The following is a 13,755-nucleotide window of genomic DNA, read 5'->3' as shown; positions in this document are numbered from 1 at the left end:
CCCCACGGTTGCACGTGGGGGGGGGGGTTACTTGTAAACAAATAGCACACTATGAAATTTTAAATACTTTATTGTTATACACGCTATCAGTTAAAACAGACACTGTTTCCCGCTCATCAAGAGTATGCCTCAAGAATCGGTCTCAGTATCGATGGAATTAGTGAGCATTTGCTGAATTGGAGTCCAAACAGCACTGTTTTCAAGTCCCAACCTCCAAATAGCGATACCTTGTAGGGCATATTGCTTTACTACACTTAATTCATCTGCTGTACTAGTTTCGTTTTCGTAATACACGGTATGTTCAACACCGTTTTCTGAGTAGCTAAAGTATGGAACCTCGTCCGTTGAATCCCAACTAGGTGTTATGTTGTACGTACTAATCAGGTTTTGCACCTGGTCTAGAGTTAACGCGGTCGTGGTCCCTCCTGACCAATCGTATCCATATTCAGGGATCCCTAATAGTATTTTATCCGATGGGATCAGACTAGTTGCGTATTCGGTCACCTGGCTTACCCAACCAATCGGTGCAATTGGCCCAGCAGGCCCACCTGGATACGAATAATCATATGCCATAAGAATAACTTGATCACTAACTGCACCAATCCCTGCATAGTCATAAGCGCTGCTAGAGTTTGTTACAGCTGGTAAATCAACACTTAGTTTTTTACCGACGTTATGTAACTGGTTGCTTAACTCCGTGAGAAACTGAGTAAACGACGCTCTCTCCGTGGTGGGTAGCATCTCAAAATCGATGTTTACTCCAGCATATGAAGTACCAGATACTAAACGAGTTAAGTTTTGAACTAGTGTGGATGTCTCACTAGGGCTGTTTAAAATTTGGGATAATGTATCTGCATCAAAGTTTCCGGTGGTTGCACTTATGTTGGTTACTGTAACATACGTCGGAATTTGATGGGTGGAGCCATAAGCCTCAGCTGCGCTATCTAACTCCCCTGTCACTCCACCATCAGACGTAATTGAGTCGGTAAATGTACTGATTTCGTTGACTTCAGAATGATCTTCTGCATCTGCTAATGATTGTCCAGTTCCGTAATCTGTTACAAATCCGAGGACAGTTGGACTCGATTGAGAAGTGGATGTGCCCGTTGTGATAGACCATGTATGCCCATTCCAGGAAGAATCAATCCCCATGGCCTGTAAAACTTGTTCGATATAGTAGATAGGCATGTACACTGTAGGTTGCGCATTTGACCCAGATGCAGGATCTACACCGACGTAGGTGTTTACCTTCTTTATGGTTTCACCGTTTACGACAATTTCGGCATCGCCACTACCGACTGAGATGCTAGAAAAATTTCCTTTTTGCGAAGTAGACAGTGTCCAAACATGGGTTGTCCCGTTCCACGATTGTGACACTCCGGCATCGGTCAAAGCTTGTCCTATATACCAAATTGGCATATATGTCGTGTCATCGCTTCCGTCCGACGTAACGACAGCATAGGGATTTGACAGTGAAACTCCATTATAACTGATGGTTGCTTGTGTCAAAGTATTCGCATATGAAGTGGACCAGGTACATACTAATAGTGAAACAAACATCAAGCATGAAAACACCCATTTTTTCACAACACCGCAACTCCTAACCAGTTGTTTGTAGAATTATATAATTGATAAATTGATTAAATATCGATTGCGGAAATTTCCAAGTTTATAGTTGACCACTTTACTGGAATTGAGAGTACTCAACGTTTTTTAACAATGCAGCATTCTTTATAAATTTTTTTGCATAAGAATACCTGATTGACCGTTATACCAGAATTACGGGTTTAATTATTACAAGCGTGTTTACGCCCTTTTGCATGAACATGCAATAAGCCGACGTCATTGTTCATGGACTAAGGGGCAGCATGCGCAATAGCAAGCCTACTATATTTTTGATAAAGTTATCCGATAAAAGACAATGGGGCAGATATGGAGATGGACGATTGTTTGATTTGCAATCGGATCAATATGATTAAGCAGGGAACCAACAAATACTTTGTCGCTGAACTTGAAACAGGGTATGTGGTTATTGGAGACCATCAATATTTTGAGGGTTATACGCTATTTCTTTGTAAGGAACATAAGCACGAACTACACGAGCTTCCAAACGAGTACAAGGCAAAATTCCTCGTTGAAATGAGTAAGGTATCAGAAGCTGTTTATAGGGCATTTGAGGTCGATAAACTTAATTATGAACTTCTCGGTAATGGTGATTCACATATGCATTGGCATATCTTCCCTAGGAGATTATCTGAGCCAAATCCGACATTCCCTGTGTGGTGGACACCTCGGGAAACAATGTATTCGAATGATGTTATACCGAGTGATGAGAAATTAGAAACACTAAAAAAATCCCTATTGAGTGAGCTGAACAAGATTATCTAATCGATTGGTTTTGTATTGTGTATAGAAATCCACTATATGAATCTGAGTCCTATGTCACTCACGGGCAGGAATGTGCAAGAGGGAGTTACGGTTTTTACTGCATTGTAAAGAGAAGTCACATTTATGCTATGGCTTAGCGCAAAAGACATTTCTAAATGTGTGAATGAGAAAAACTTAATTAGCTCGATAAAACGTGGTTTTCAATCACTTGAATCTGATTCTACAGATCCCAAACGAATTAAGACGGACCTATCATCGATACATAATGCTCCAAAAGATGCCTAAGCAATGATTCTGGTTCCAGGAGCAATAGCGAGAATTCCTGCTTACACAGTCAAGGTACATGCAAAATATCCAAATAACCCATCCGTTGGTCTTCCTGCAATCCAAGGTATAATTCAGCTATTTGATTCAATGACAGGCGGATTACTCGCCATCCTCGATTCTCCGTTGGTTACGGGGCACAGAACGGCTGCAGCTGGAGCTGTTGCTGTGGATACCTTAGCAAAAGAACATGCTTCGACTGTTGCAATTATTGGAGCGGGATTTCAAGGTGAGATGCAATTTAAATATTTACAACAACTGCAAGAAGGACTAGGGGTTACCGGTGAATTTGCTTGAGAGGAGATGTTTCACTTGAATCCGTTGTGGGGTTAGATATTGCGAAGGGAGAGAGTAAAGGACAAGTCTTTCTGGACCGAGGGTTGCCGCACGGCGGAAGTTTTAACGTCATTCATACGCAGGATGCGTATTCCGGTGAATTCGGCCACCTGTTCCGGAAATATGTAGGCCAGTGAATCCGATAAATCGCGGCCACCGAATCCGGTAATTTGCAGCCACTTTTGACCGCCTCGTAACGTGGTTATATTCTACTTACCAGAATTATCTTCTATAGACAATGAACTTTTTAATTTACGCATCGATTCTCCATTGATTTCAAGCTTATAAGCGTTGTGCACAATGCGGTCAAGAATCGCGTCAGCAAGTGTGGGATCTACAAAATGCTCGTGCCATAGCTCGACAGGCAGTTGACTGGCAATACAAGTGGAATGCGTGTTTGTCCTTTCGTCTAATAGATCTAGGAGATCTCGACTTTCGGGGACAGACATAGGTGCCAATCCCCAGTCGTCAAGAATGAGCAGGTCTGCCTTCCGAATGTGGCGTTGTAATCGCTCGTAGGATCCATCCCCTTTGGCGATAAGTGATTCCTGAAGAAGTTTAGAAACTCGAAAATAACGGACATTAAGATTTTGACGGCAAGCGGCTGTACCTAATGCGCAAGCAATGAAGGTTTTCCCGACACCTGTCGGGCCGACTAGGATGAGATTATGATGTGCTTGGACCCATTGCCCGGTGGTCAGTGAACGAAGCAATCCGTGATCCAATGTTCGAGACACGTGATTCTCAATTTCTTCGGGTGCCGCGTTGATTTTCAAGCGAGCTTCCCGAATCAGACGCTGTTGGCGATGGTTTTGTCGGTTAACCCATTCATGGTCAACCAAGAGACCAAACCGTTCCTCGAACGTGAGGCTCTGAGCATTTGGATCCTGAAGCTGTTGTGTGTAGGCGTCCGCCATGGCACCGAGTTTCATCTGGCGCAGGTACTGAAGGGTTGGATTGGTTAGCATGAATCGTCTCTCCTCATGTGAGGAGGGCAAGATTGGCCCTCCCATAGAATTGTGATATTAGTTAAGCAGGCCCGATTGGTAGTACTGTGCGCCACGAACATTGTTGTGGTTCGGTGTAACCCTGTGATCTCTAGCAACCAAGTCGGCCTTGTCCAATCCCTTTTGGAGGATGGATTTTACACTCCGATACGATGGTGAATTGATTGTGAGTGCACGTAACGCTGCCGCCTCGAGTCGTTCGGTAGAATACTGTTTACCAAGACCCAGTAATCCGAGGCACGAGCGGTATCCCTGCTCTGGATGCTTGAACTTCTGCAAAATCCGTTCCACCAACATCCCAGTGTTTGGTCCAACGCTGTTTCCCCAAGAGATGAGTCGAGAGGGTGTCCATTCCAGATGCTTCTGGTGAGATTTCGGACGATGGAGTGGCTCGGTACGTGCTTGGCCAGGTGCAAACGCGCGTGCGTGACTAGCAATCCGTTTACCCTTAAAGAAAATCTCAACTGTGTTCTGTGTAATCCGAGCGTCCACGCGTTGACCCACCAACGAGTAAGGAACGCTGTAAAACGCTCGATGTACTTCGATGTGGTAGTCTATGTGTACGCCGCACAGCTTCCACTCTGCGTATTCGTAGGGTGTTGCAGGCAGGGGTCGGAGGGCGAGCTGGTCCGTGGCCGCAAACAGGGACTGACGCGAGCCCTCTAGCTTTTGAAATGGTTTGTGATTCAGCCGATTCACCAGTTCTTTAATTGCCTGATTCAATTCATGAAAGCTAAAAAACACGCGGTTTCGAAGTACCGCCATAATCCAACGTTCCACGATTTGGACGCCGACTTCTGCCTTGGGCTTGTCCTTTGGCTTTCTGGGACGGGCCGGTAAGATGGCACAACCGTAGTGAGACGCCATTTCTTGATAGCTTCGATTGAGTGTGGGTTCGTATCGGTCTGCTTTAAACACTGCGGACTTGAGATTATCCGGGACGACCAACTCAGGAACACCGCCGAAGAACGCAAAAGCACGGACATGACCACTGATGAATGATTCCACGTTTTGAGCTGGGTGTGCCTCTGCGAACGTGTAGTTGCTCGCCCCCAATACAGCCACAAAGATTTGTGCATGTTGCACTTCTCCGGTTTCTCGATCTACAACAGGCAGTGTGGGGCCGGCGTAATCCACGAACATCTTTTCTCCGGCGCGATGTTCCTGGCGCATAGTGATTTGTAACTGTCTTTTCCAAACCCGATACCGTTCACAAAACTGGCTATACTGATACCCGTCTGGATGTTGTTCCTTGTACTCCATCCATAGTAGTTGTAGGGTGACACCCTTTCTCTTCAATTCCTGATGGATCTTTTCCCACTCCGGCTCGAAGCAGTTCTTGGGGCGACCCAGGGGGCAGGAAACAGTAGAGACTCCAATTTTGAGTCATCCATGTCGTCGGGAATTGGCCAAGAGAGGCCGATTTCCTTAGATCTTGTGATGATTTTGCTGATTGTGCTACGGGAGAGAGATACGCTTTTGGCGATGGTACGCTCGCTGAGTCCAGCCTCAGCGTACAACCTAAGTACTTCGTGGATCTTGCGCATTGGTGTCCTCCTTCTGGGCAACGGTGACAACAACTCCTTTCTGTCCAAGAGACTGAGACAGATTCAAGAGATCTGTTGTTCTACCTGCCGCTAAAATTGGAACCAACGCTACGAGGGGAAGAACCAAAAACTAGCTCTCAAAAGTGGCTGTGATTTTCCGGAACAGGTGGCCGCGAATTTCCGGAACGAGTGGCTGCGATTAAACGGAACGCCCGGCCGCTATTTTCCGGAATGCGTGGCTTTTTTCATCCGGAATACGCACGCAGGAGGGTTTTGAGGAGTTTCTCGAAGTGCTGCGTACGGTTGAAGCGACCGCGGAGGTTCGTCCGGTCATCATTTTTGAGTCCACGGGTCATTACCACACGCCTGTCATGGAGTTCCTCGAGGAAAACAATTACGTGTAAATCCTTGTAAATCCGCTTGTTGCTCACCAGGCGAAGAAGTCTAACCTGCGCAAGGTAAAGACGGATGCCATCGATGCGTATCGTTTGTGTGAATTGTATTACAAGGAGCAATTTGAGCCTCATAAACAACGTGGTACTCAGCTATTGAATCTAAGAAGCTTAACGAGACAGCACGAGTCCATTACGGATTTGTACATCAAAACAAAGCTGCAGTTCCAAGCCGTATTGGATCAGGTATTCCCAGAGTTCAGGGGGATATTTGGGGACTTGTATTCTAAGGTCTCGTTTCACGTGCTGTTGGCGTTTCCGACAGCAGAATCGGTGCTTGCAGTCACACAGAGGGAGTTGGCAGATAAAGTCGCGGAACTGTGTCCAAGCCGTTCGTATCGTTGGGCAACGGAGAAAGCAGCAAAGATCAGAGCCGCAGCGAATCGAAATCCGTTTAAGCGTCCACGACTCGAAAGCCATTTGTTCAGCTTGGACATGTACATCAAAATGCTTCTTCAATATAAAGAGCACCTATCCTCCCTGGAAAAGGAGATAGATGCCCTTGCAATGGAGATTGAAGAATATAAGATTATCCAATCTATCCCCGGTATTGGAGGGAAAATCGCGGCAACGATTATTTCCGAACTCGGAGAGATAGATCGGTTTAATCACCCAACGAAACTCGTGGCATTTGCCGGCTTGGACCCAAGCGTTTTCTCGTCCGGCAAGTTCACCGCGACGTTAAACCGAATCAGCAAACGTGGCTCCAGCGATTGCGACATTCCTTGTTCAACGCTGTCTTGTGCGGTTTACGCAAATCCGGAAGCAAGCGAATAAAAGCTTTTTACCAAAAGAAACGAGACGAAGGCAAAGCACACAGAGTAGCCATAGTGGCTTGCATCAACAAACTTCTTCACTGGATTTATGCACTGTTAAAGCGGAAGGAAACCTTCCTAGACATGGCGTGATTTCTAAATAATGCACCAATGATAAAAACCTTCCAACTCATGAAGGGAAGGTTATTTGGTGTGTCTAAAAATTACTGTAGCACAGGATTAAACGCTTTGTTAACACCCTGCTTGACAAACTATTAGCTGGGTTAATTGAATAAGGGTTTTTGATTTGGTAATTTTATACTAAATTCCATTATTTACATTCCACTCTGGCGACTCCTAAAGCCAAGAAATGCCACAGAATGTCTTCTACAGCATCCGCCTGTTTTTCGGTGCATTCCACAACTAAAATAACTTGAGGATTCTTACCACGTAGTAGCCGTTGGCGCTTTTTAATCACCTTAAGTATAAACAGATCAATCAGAAATCCGAGTAAGAATCCGCTCGCAACGCCGATGAGCCCCCAATAAATCGGTCCCAAGTTTAATGAAAAGCCGACACTGGCTCCAATCACTGAAAACGCAGTCCCAAGCGCTGATCCTGTACTGACGAGAGAGACTCCATCGGAATTGTGCATGGTATCGAATAGTTTCCGTTCCACTTTACGATTGGTTAATGGAACCGCAAAAATGCTTTCTTTTGATATTCCCTCTTGTTCAAGTGCGCTGATCGCTAATTCCAATTTTACGGAGTGTTCAAGGGTGGAAAAAATCTGTATCATTGATCCACCACTTTCCCTCTTTTAATCCTAAATCCAGGGCTCTGGTAATTCCTTATTAGAAACTCCTTTTGTTCGGCTTCGTACAATTTGTTGTTTTCGACCGTGTTCACGTAGGAATCATAAACGGCAAAGCCCCACATGGAAGGCATATACAACAACCATTGTTTATCCAGCACTTGCGTCGCCTTTGAGATTTCCCCAAAGAATAGAAGTTGGATTGCTTCAAGGAGATGTGAGGCATATAAGAAGACAATCGTCCAGATCAGGGCAAAAAATGCGGTCAAAATGCGATGGATGTGTAACTGCCCGAGTCCAGGCATAAATAGTGACCAAATGACTGACATGATGGGGTTTCTCTTGTCCAAATAATTGATTTCAACCGCACCAATACTATAGGAAATAGACTCTCGGTATTGCAGTACAGAAAAGTGGGATGAACCAGGAATTCTCCCAGTAATCAACTGGAAAACGGCAGAATCCATGCGGCATCATGCATGTTTCTTGAAGAAGGGTATAGCAAACAGAGCGATGACGATTCGGTTTTAAAAAAGTCATCACTGAAGATGGTATGATTGGGATATTCTTAAGCTGACAAGAGCATCGATCTCGGGTCGAGATTACTCTCTTGGTACCAGGCGTCCATGTGTTGGCACATGGCGATGCCATAGATGCGGACGGTCCACATCATGGTACTGCGGTGCTTGGCAGCTTCGAGGAGAAAATCCTCTTTGACTCGCTTGTTGCTGCGTTCGCAGGTGGTTCTGCGTTTGTAGACATTGTTCCACTCGTCGCTGTTGCGGGCGACGGGTGGAAACAAGCGAGGATTGTGCTTGGTATAGGTGTGTACGCATCTTCCGTAAGGTGAATCGGAACAGGGCGTATCACAAGTCACCACGCCTTTGACAACAAGTGGGCAGTAGTATTTACGGCGTCCGCGTGTATAGTCGTAGCCACGATCTTTCATCTCCAGCCCCTTCTTGCAGAACGGAACCCCAGCTGGGGAAAACGTGATGTCATCCTTTCGAACACCCTTGCTTCCCGTACTCCGTAGATTTAAATCAATGAACGGCTTAATCTGTCGTGCATGAAGATATTCGTAGATCGGCAATGCATCATGAGCCGCGTCTAAAATGGCTTTGTCCCAGGTGTACTCACGAAAGCGTTCAAGGAACTCGCGGGTACTGACCACCCAGGAGGTCGCATCATGGCGTGACGCTCGTTGAAGCCGAGGGTACAGTGGCAGGTCGTAGGGACTATCCGCAGCAACAAACGTATAGAGATGATAGCCAAAGAAGTATTTGTTTCGATAACTATCCCAGCCCATGTCACAGTCGGGTTGGGAGTAGATACGATAGCACCTGCATGGCTCAATACCGAGCTCTCGACAGTTGCAAAGTCGTTTACTGCGAACTTGGGCTGCTGTTTGAAGTGGCATTCCATCGCTGGCAATAGACAGCGCATGGGTGTTACCTAACAAGCCCGACTTTGCAGAGATAGCAAGAAATTGGTGCTGAAACAATCTGAGCAGAACGTCGAAAGGTTGGGCTTTGGCGCTGGAACGCTTCTGCAGCTGAGCCATTAGGTTCGCGATTTTGCTGTACGCTTTGGTTGGTGCCTTTTGTCCTTTCTTACCACCTTTGATCTTCTTTCGGTTGAGTCTGCGCTTGGGTGAAAGGTTTACAGAACCGTGAGACCACAGTCGGTGGAAAAAGCCGTAGAATGTACCGACACCTGGCGTTTGACCGTACTCAAAGCCGCTGAGGATGGCATACAGCGGGCAGCGCCGTAATTGATTTACCCATTCTGTGATAGATGGTTCTCCGACCTGGACCATGAGCAGGTATGAACGGAGTAAGTCGGCAGGGTCAATGGATTTTGGACCACGACACGAGAAAGTGTCTCGCAGTAAGTTAAACGTGTCAGAGAGGTCAGTAATCCAGAACTTCTTCACAAGGGACCAGTCTTTGGCGACAAACAGAAGTGACCCATTGGTGTAGTGAATACGAAGTTGTTGCTGAACGAACGATTGATACTGCTCATGAGACCTGATCATTGGTAACATAACGCAACCCCAATTCCGATGAGATAGAGCGGAAAAGCTCTTCTCGGGGATTGTTGGGGTGATTTTGAAAAGTCAAGTATTTTTGGTGTAAACACCATGTTTTCTTCGCACAACGGCGCCGCATTTCCAATTTTAATTTGTCAAGTGGACTAGACGAACATGGGGGCAAATGCACACTTCCTGAAGGACAGAACCATTGAGGAGTCAGCGAAAACCGAATGCCGAGAGGCTATGGAATTGTAGGGGGCATCTTCGCGCTCCGCGAGCAAGTACACGTTATTGATGTCGACAGCGGTTCGATAACTATCCCAAATACCAAACAAATAAACAGGAATATACATGAGCATCCATCTGGGGTGAAGATCATGTTTCGCAAGTTCGATATGTCCACTAAATGTATCCACCATCGCTAAGTTAATTTTGGCTTGATAATTGACTACCACTTCCCAAATAAAGAGTACAAATCCCCTTAGGTATTTGCTCAACAAGAGATGACCAAACCCAGGGAACGTCGCCGACCACCATGCGATGACGTACGGATTGCGCATATGAAGTTGCGTCGTTCCGAATAAGCTGACATGTGCTTTGAAACGCCGATGTTGATTGTCTATATTTCGATAGTTGTTCAACTGTAGTGACATCCTTGGCTTGAAGTTTAAACCGCCAATGTATTATCACCCAATTTATCCCGTATCATGTCAAAAATGGGACTTCGACGTCGCCTAAAATGCATTGCCTGTTTTTGATATAGAATTGAACGACCCGTTATTGCGCATAAGACCCCCATGCCGCCTGGCGGCACCACAATCTATGAAAATGTAGATCCGTGATCTACTATGTCGCTAGACAGCCACACGGAGCTCGTCGCCCCCTGGTACCACGAGTCCGTGCATAAGACGGAGTTGGCGACTTGGAGCACCACGATTTGTCGCTCCCGCTGTCGGGAAGCACGTACGGTAGAATTCCTATCGCATCGGTCGCCACGTGGCTGTACTTCTTTGGGTGAGGAGTGGCAGCATTATGCAGGTTGTACACGAGCGATGCTGCGGACTGGATGTCCACAAGAAGAAGGTCGTTGGTTGTGTGATCACGCCGGAGATAAAGGAGATTCGGACGTTCGGAACGATGACGGATGACCTTGAGTCCCTCATAAAGTGGATTCTCGGTCACGAATGTACGCATGTGGCGATGGAAAGTACGGGCGTCTTTTGGAAGCCGATCTTCAACCTTCTCGAAGACAGGGATCTCGAGGCGTTGGTCGTCAATGCCCAGCACATCAAGCAGGTTCCGGGTCGAAAGACGGATGTTCGGGACGCTGAATGGATAGCGGACCTGCTGCGTCATGGCCTGCTCAAGGGGAGCTATATCCCTGACCGAAATCAGCGTGAACTTCGGGAACTGGTCCGGTACCGCAAGTCTCTCGTCCGGGAACGTGCCAATGAAGTCAACCGCCTCCAGAAAGTCCTTGAAGGAGCAAATATCAAATTGGCATCGGTGGCAAGTGATGTGGTTGGCGTATCGGGTCGAGCCATCCTCACTGAACTCATTGGTGGCCAAATGGATGAATCACGGCTCAAGGAGATCGTGAAGGGACGCCTCCGTAACAAGACCGCAGAACTGAAACGTGCATTGCACGGTGTTGTTCGTCCGCACCAGCAGATGATGCTTGCTGTTCAGCTTCGGCACATCGATCACCTTGATGAGTTGATCGAGGAAGTGAGTGCTGAAATTGAGCAGCGGATGCGCCCTTTTGACGAAGATCTCCGGCGAATCCAGACGATACCTGGAATTGGCGAGCGGACGGCGGAACTGATACTGGCGGAGATCGGTACCGACATGAGCAGGTTTCCAAGTGCGCAACACCTGGCGTCCTGGGCAGGAATGTGTCCAGGCAACAATGAAAGTGCGGGTAAACGACGAAGTGGCAAGACCCGCAAGGGAGATCCTTGGTTACGAGAAGCGTTAATCGAAGCCGCACGTGGCGCCGCCAGAACAAAGAATACCTATCTGTCCGCTAAGTATCACCGAATCGCTGCGCGTCGGGGATCCAAGAGAGCAGCCGTGGCAGTCGGTCACTACATGTTAATTATCATCTATCACATGCTGGTCAATCAGACAGAATACGAGGACCTTGGGCCAACGTACCACGAAGAGCGGAACCGAGAACGAGTTATCCGTCGTCACTTGCATTCTCTGGAGAAACTCGGTTTGACAGTCATAGTTCAACCGACTTCCTAAAATATCCAGATATGTCTAAGAGGGAGAACACGGGAGCTTTTTTATGCCATTTTCACGGTAGGGGACTTTCGTCCTAGAAGCGTACCATTCAAGGATTGCATGACAATACATTGAGTCAGGCACTGTCCTTGTTGCACATCACGGCAGAAAAGTACAGTAAGCATCGAACGATAAGCAGGAGGAAAACTCATGTACATTGTCAGAAGAACGACGGAAGAAGACCTCGGTAACATCGTACGTCTGTCTGAACTTTGGTCCTCCGAGAACATTACCTACGGTCTGGCACCCAATGCAATCAGCGACCTATTACCGAAGCTCGACGGTTATTTTTTCGTCGCCGATAAAGACGGTCAAATCGTCGGATACATATTCGCAACAACGCATGTAAGTGAAGGAACAGCAGTGATACCACAAGGCAAAAAGTTTCTGGAGATCGATGAAGTCTACGTTCACCCAGATTATCGTACCGATGGTATCGGCCATAAGCTTGTCGATCACTTATTGGACGAGGCAAGATCCTATGGTATTACACGTTCCGTAGTTTATTCAGCGAGTAAGCAATGGGATAAAATCGTTGGATTCTACGAGAAGCATGGATTCAAGATGTGGTTTGTCCAGATGTATAAATGAAAATTTTCGTTATGTGTAGCTGCTGATCCAGACATTTTTGAAGCTGCATGGAGGTTGCTATATGAATTTCACTGTACAACCAATGGATAGAGACGGGGCATTAGAAATATCCCGTTGGACATACGACACACCGTATGACCTTTATAACATGGATAACAGTAATGAAGGGATTAGTGAGTTGCTTAATGAAACCTATTTTAAGATTCTCGATGAACGCGATCTCATTGGATATTGCTGTTTCGGAGATTCTGCCAAAGTTCCGATTGGTACACAGCATGGTGCCTACCCAGAAAACGGGACGATTGATTTTGGGTTGGGAATGAGACCAGACTTAACTGGACACGGAAGAGGTCGCACTTTTGTAAATACAATTTTGGAGTTTGCTCAATCTGAATTTCAAGCTAAGTTATTCCGATTAACTGTTGCGGAATTCAATGATCGGGCGATTACAGTGTATAAGAAGCTTGGATTCGAACCTGTTATGGTTTTTCCAAGGGGTGATATTGAATTTTTAACGATGGAGATGAGAACTACTTAACAGCTCATCTGTCGGTAACGGAGGGCTTTTATCGAAGATGCGCGCTGACGATCCTCTGTATGAAAATACAGCGGTTCAAGTGTACCTGCTATGGCGTTCTCGGGCAGCTATGTTCAAAAAGAAACTAGCTATCTACTTGCATATAAATATGTAATTTATTATATATCTGTTAAAATTTATTTCATATACAACATGAGATTGTAGGCAATTAGATTCCGAGAGAGGGGGCCCCATGTGAGGAATCGTTGTCCCAAGCATGGAAGGTCTGTTTTGAGGAAGCATGGGAATCTTTTCGTAATGGTCAATTCCGACTGGAGCTGTACTTGTTAATGAGAATAAGGCAATCGTTTATCGCGGAAGAAATCGGGTTAATGAGATCTATGCACCTGAGTATCAAACCTGTTCCAATCGTCTGGCACATGCTGAAATTAATGTGCTGTTGCAGGTAAGGCAAACTGACTCGGATACAGTTTCAAGTCATGTGCTACACACGACGACTGAACCCTGTGTTCTATGTTTTGGAGCTATCGTAATGTCGGGTGTCCGTAGCATTCGTTACGCGGCAAGCGATCCGGTCGCAGGGGGAACGGGCCTTAGCAAATCAACCAATACTTTTATATTGAATCACTAGCGTTGCATAAAGGAATTTATGGTTTGTCAAGTGCTTCGAGTTGTCAGA

Annotated in this window: 12 protein-coding genes and 2 pseudogenes; 7 read left to right on the top strand and 7 right to left on the bottom strand. The window is 46.3% G+C overall.

Annotation, left to right across the window (positions count from 1 at the left end):
- Positions 1-129: 129 nt before the first annotated feature.
- Positions 130-1,587, bottom strand: a complete 1,458-nt coding sequence (locus NZD89_RS22830; RefSeq protein ID WP_268004980.1) for a glycosyl hydrolase family 18 protein — start codon at positions 1,585-1,587, stop codon at positions 130-132.
- A 345-nt stretch (positions 1,588-1,932) separates the two neighbouring features.
- Between NZD89_RS22830 and NZD89_RS22825 the strand changes: the two genes are divergently transcribed.
- Together NZD89_RS22825 and NZD89_RS22820 are read left to right on the top strand one after the other, a co-directional pair.
- Positions 1,933-2,388, top strand: a complete 456-nt coding sequence (locus tag NZD89_RS22825) for an HIT family protein (protein ID WP_268004979.1) — start codon at positions 1,933-1,935, stop codon at positions 2,386-2,388.
- Positions 2,389-2,676: 288 nt separating this feature from the next.
- Complete coding sequence (locus NZD89_RS22820; protein ID WP_268004978.1) at positions 2,677-3,009, top strand: hypothetical protein; 333 nt, start codon at positions 2,677-2,679, stop codon at positions 3,007-3,009.
- A 248-nt stretch (positions 3,010-3,257) separates the two neighbouring features.
- On the opposite strand, the gene istB is transcribed toward NZD89_RS22820, so the two are convergent.
- Both istB and istA read right to left on the bottom strand, forming a co-directional pair.
- Positions 3,258-4,016 carry an IS21-like element helper ATPase IstB gene (gene istB, locus NZD89_RS22815; RefSeq protein ID WP_268004560.1) on the bottom strand — a complete coding sequence of 253 codons (759 nt, stop codon included), beginning with the start codon at positions 4,014-4,016 and terminating at the stop codon, positions 3,258-3,260.
- A gap of 57 nt (positions 4,017-4,073) precedes the next feature.
- A pseudogene (istA, locus tag NZD89_RS22810) lies at positions 4,074-5,602 on the bottom strand (IS21 family transposase).
- A 266-nt stretch (positions 5,603-5,868) separates the two neighbouring features.
- Between istA and NZD89_RS22805 the strand changes: the two are divergent.
- Positions 5,869-6,962: pseudogene (locus tag NZD89_RS22805) on the top strand (IS110 family RNA-guided transposase); the annotation flags it as partial.
- Positions 6,963-7,140: 178 nt separating this feature from the next.
- Here the strand turns inward: NZD89_RS22805 and NZD89_RS22800 are convergent.
- The 4 genes from NZD89_RS22800 to NZD89_RS22785 all read right to left on the bottom strand — a co-directional run bounded on the left by NZD89_RS22800 (position 7,141) and on the right by NZD89_RS22785 (position 10,299).
- On the bottom strand, positions 7,141-7,605 hold the full coding sequence (locus NZD89_RS22800) for a hypothetical protein (protein ID WP_431308734.1): 465 nt from the start codon (positions 7,603-7,605) through the stop codon (positions 7,141-7,143).
- Positions 7,605-7,952 (bottom strand): hypothetical protein, encoded by a 348-nt coding sequence (locus tag NZD89_RS22795; protein ID WP_326492883.1) that lies wholly within the window; start codon positions 7,950-7,952, stop codon positions 7,605-7,607. Before NZD89_RS22795 ends, NZD89_RS22800 begins: the two co-directional genes overlap by 1 nt.
- Positions 7,953-8,191: 239 nt before the next feature.
- Positions 8,192-9,670, bottom strand: a complete 1,479-nt coding sequence (locus tag NZD89_RS22790; RefSeq protein ID WP_268004976.1) for a transposase — start codon at positions 9,668-9,670, stop codon at positions 8,192-8,194.
- A 149-nt stretch (positions 9,671-9,819) separates the two neighbouring features.
- Positions 9,820-10,299, bottom strand: a complete 480-nt coding sequence (locus NZD89_RS22785; protein WP_431308639.1) for a hypothetical protein — start codon at positions 10,297-10,299, stop codon at positions 9,820-9,822.
- Positions 10,300-10,690: 391 nt separating this feature from the next.
- Between NZD89_RS22785 and NZD89_RS22780 the strand changes: the two genes are divergently transcribed.
- The 4 genes from NZD89_RS22780 to NZD89_RS29855 all read left to right on the top strand — a co-directional run bounded on the left by NZD89_RS22780 (position 10,691) and on the right by NZD89_RS29855 (position 13,707).
- Entirely contained in the window at positions 10,691-11,908 is a 1,218-nt protein-coding gene (locus NZD89_RS22780) for an IS110 family RNA-guided transposase (RefSeq protein ID WP_268004975.1), read from the top strand.
- Positions 11,909-12,097: 189 nt separating this feature from the next.
- Positions 12,098-12,538 carry a GNAT family N-acetyltransferase gene (locus tag NZD89_RS22775; protein WP_268004974.1) on the top strand — a complete coding sequence of 147 codons (441 nt, stop codon included), beginning with the start codon at positions 12,098-12,100 and terminating at the stop codon, positions 12,536-12,538.
- A gap of 61 nt (positions 12,539-12,599) precedes the next feature.
- Complete coding sequence (locus NZD89_RS22770; protein ID WP_268004973.1) at positions 12,600-13,076, top strand: GNAT family N-acetyltransferase; 477 nt, start codon at positions 12,600-12,602, stop codon at positions 13,074-13,076.
- A 304-nt stretch (positions 13,077-13,380) separates the two neighbouring features.
- Positions 13,381-13,707 carry a nucleoside deaminase gene (locus NZD89_RS29855; protein WP_369125280.1) on the top strand — a complete coding sequence of 109 codons (327 nt, stop codon included), beginning with the start codon at positions 13,381-13,383 and terminating at the stop codon, positions 13,705-13,707.
- Positions 13,708-13,755: the final 48 nt, after the last annotated feature.

The organism is Alicyclobacillus fastidiosus, assembly GCF_026651875.1.
Taxonomy (GTDB): domain Bacteria; phylum Bacillota; class Bacilli; order Alicyclobacillales; family Alicyclobacillaceae; genus Alicyclobacillus; species Alicyclobacillus fastidiosus.
The sequence above is the reverse complement of the archived record's forward strand: the minus strand, read 5'-3'. Positions and strand labels throughout refer to the sequence as shown.

What these genes read in the sequence shown, in the direction of transcription:
- NZD89_RS22825 (WP_268004979.1), top strand. Translation starts at nt 1,933, where the DNA reads ATGGAGATGGACGATTGTTTGATTTGCAATCGGATCAATATGATTAAG.
- NZD89_RS22820 (WP_268004978.1), top strand. Translation starts at nt 2,677, where the DNA reads ATGATTCTGGTTCCAGGAGCAATAGCGAGAATTCCTGCTTACACAGTC.
- istB (WP_268004560.1), bottom strand. Translation starts at nt 4,016, where the DNA reads ATGCTAACCAATCCAACCCTTCAGTACCTGCGCCAGATGAAACTCGGT.
- NZD89_RS22795 (WP_326492883.1), bottom strand. Translation starts at nt 7,952, where the DNA reads ATGTCAGTCATTTGGTCACTATTTATGCCTGGACTCGGGCAGTTACAC.
- NZD89_RS22790 (WP_268004976.1), bottom strand. Translation starts at nt 9,670, where the DNA reads ATGTTACCAATGATCAGGTCTCATGAGCAGTATCAATCGTTCGTTCAG.
- NZD89_RS22780 (WP_268004975.1), top strand. Translation starts at nt 10,691, where the DNA reads ATGCAGGTTGTACACGAGCGATGCTGCGGACTGGATGTCCACAAGAAG.
- NZD89_RS22775 (WP_268004974.1), top strand. Translation starts at nt 12,098, where the DNA reads ATGTACATTGTCAGAAGAACGACGGAAGAAGACCTCGGTAACATCGTA.
- NZD89_RS22770 (WP_268004973.1), top strand. Translation starts at nt 12,600, where the DNA reads ATGAATTTCACTGTACAACCAATGGATAGAGACGGGGCATTAGAAATA.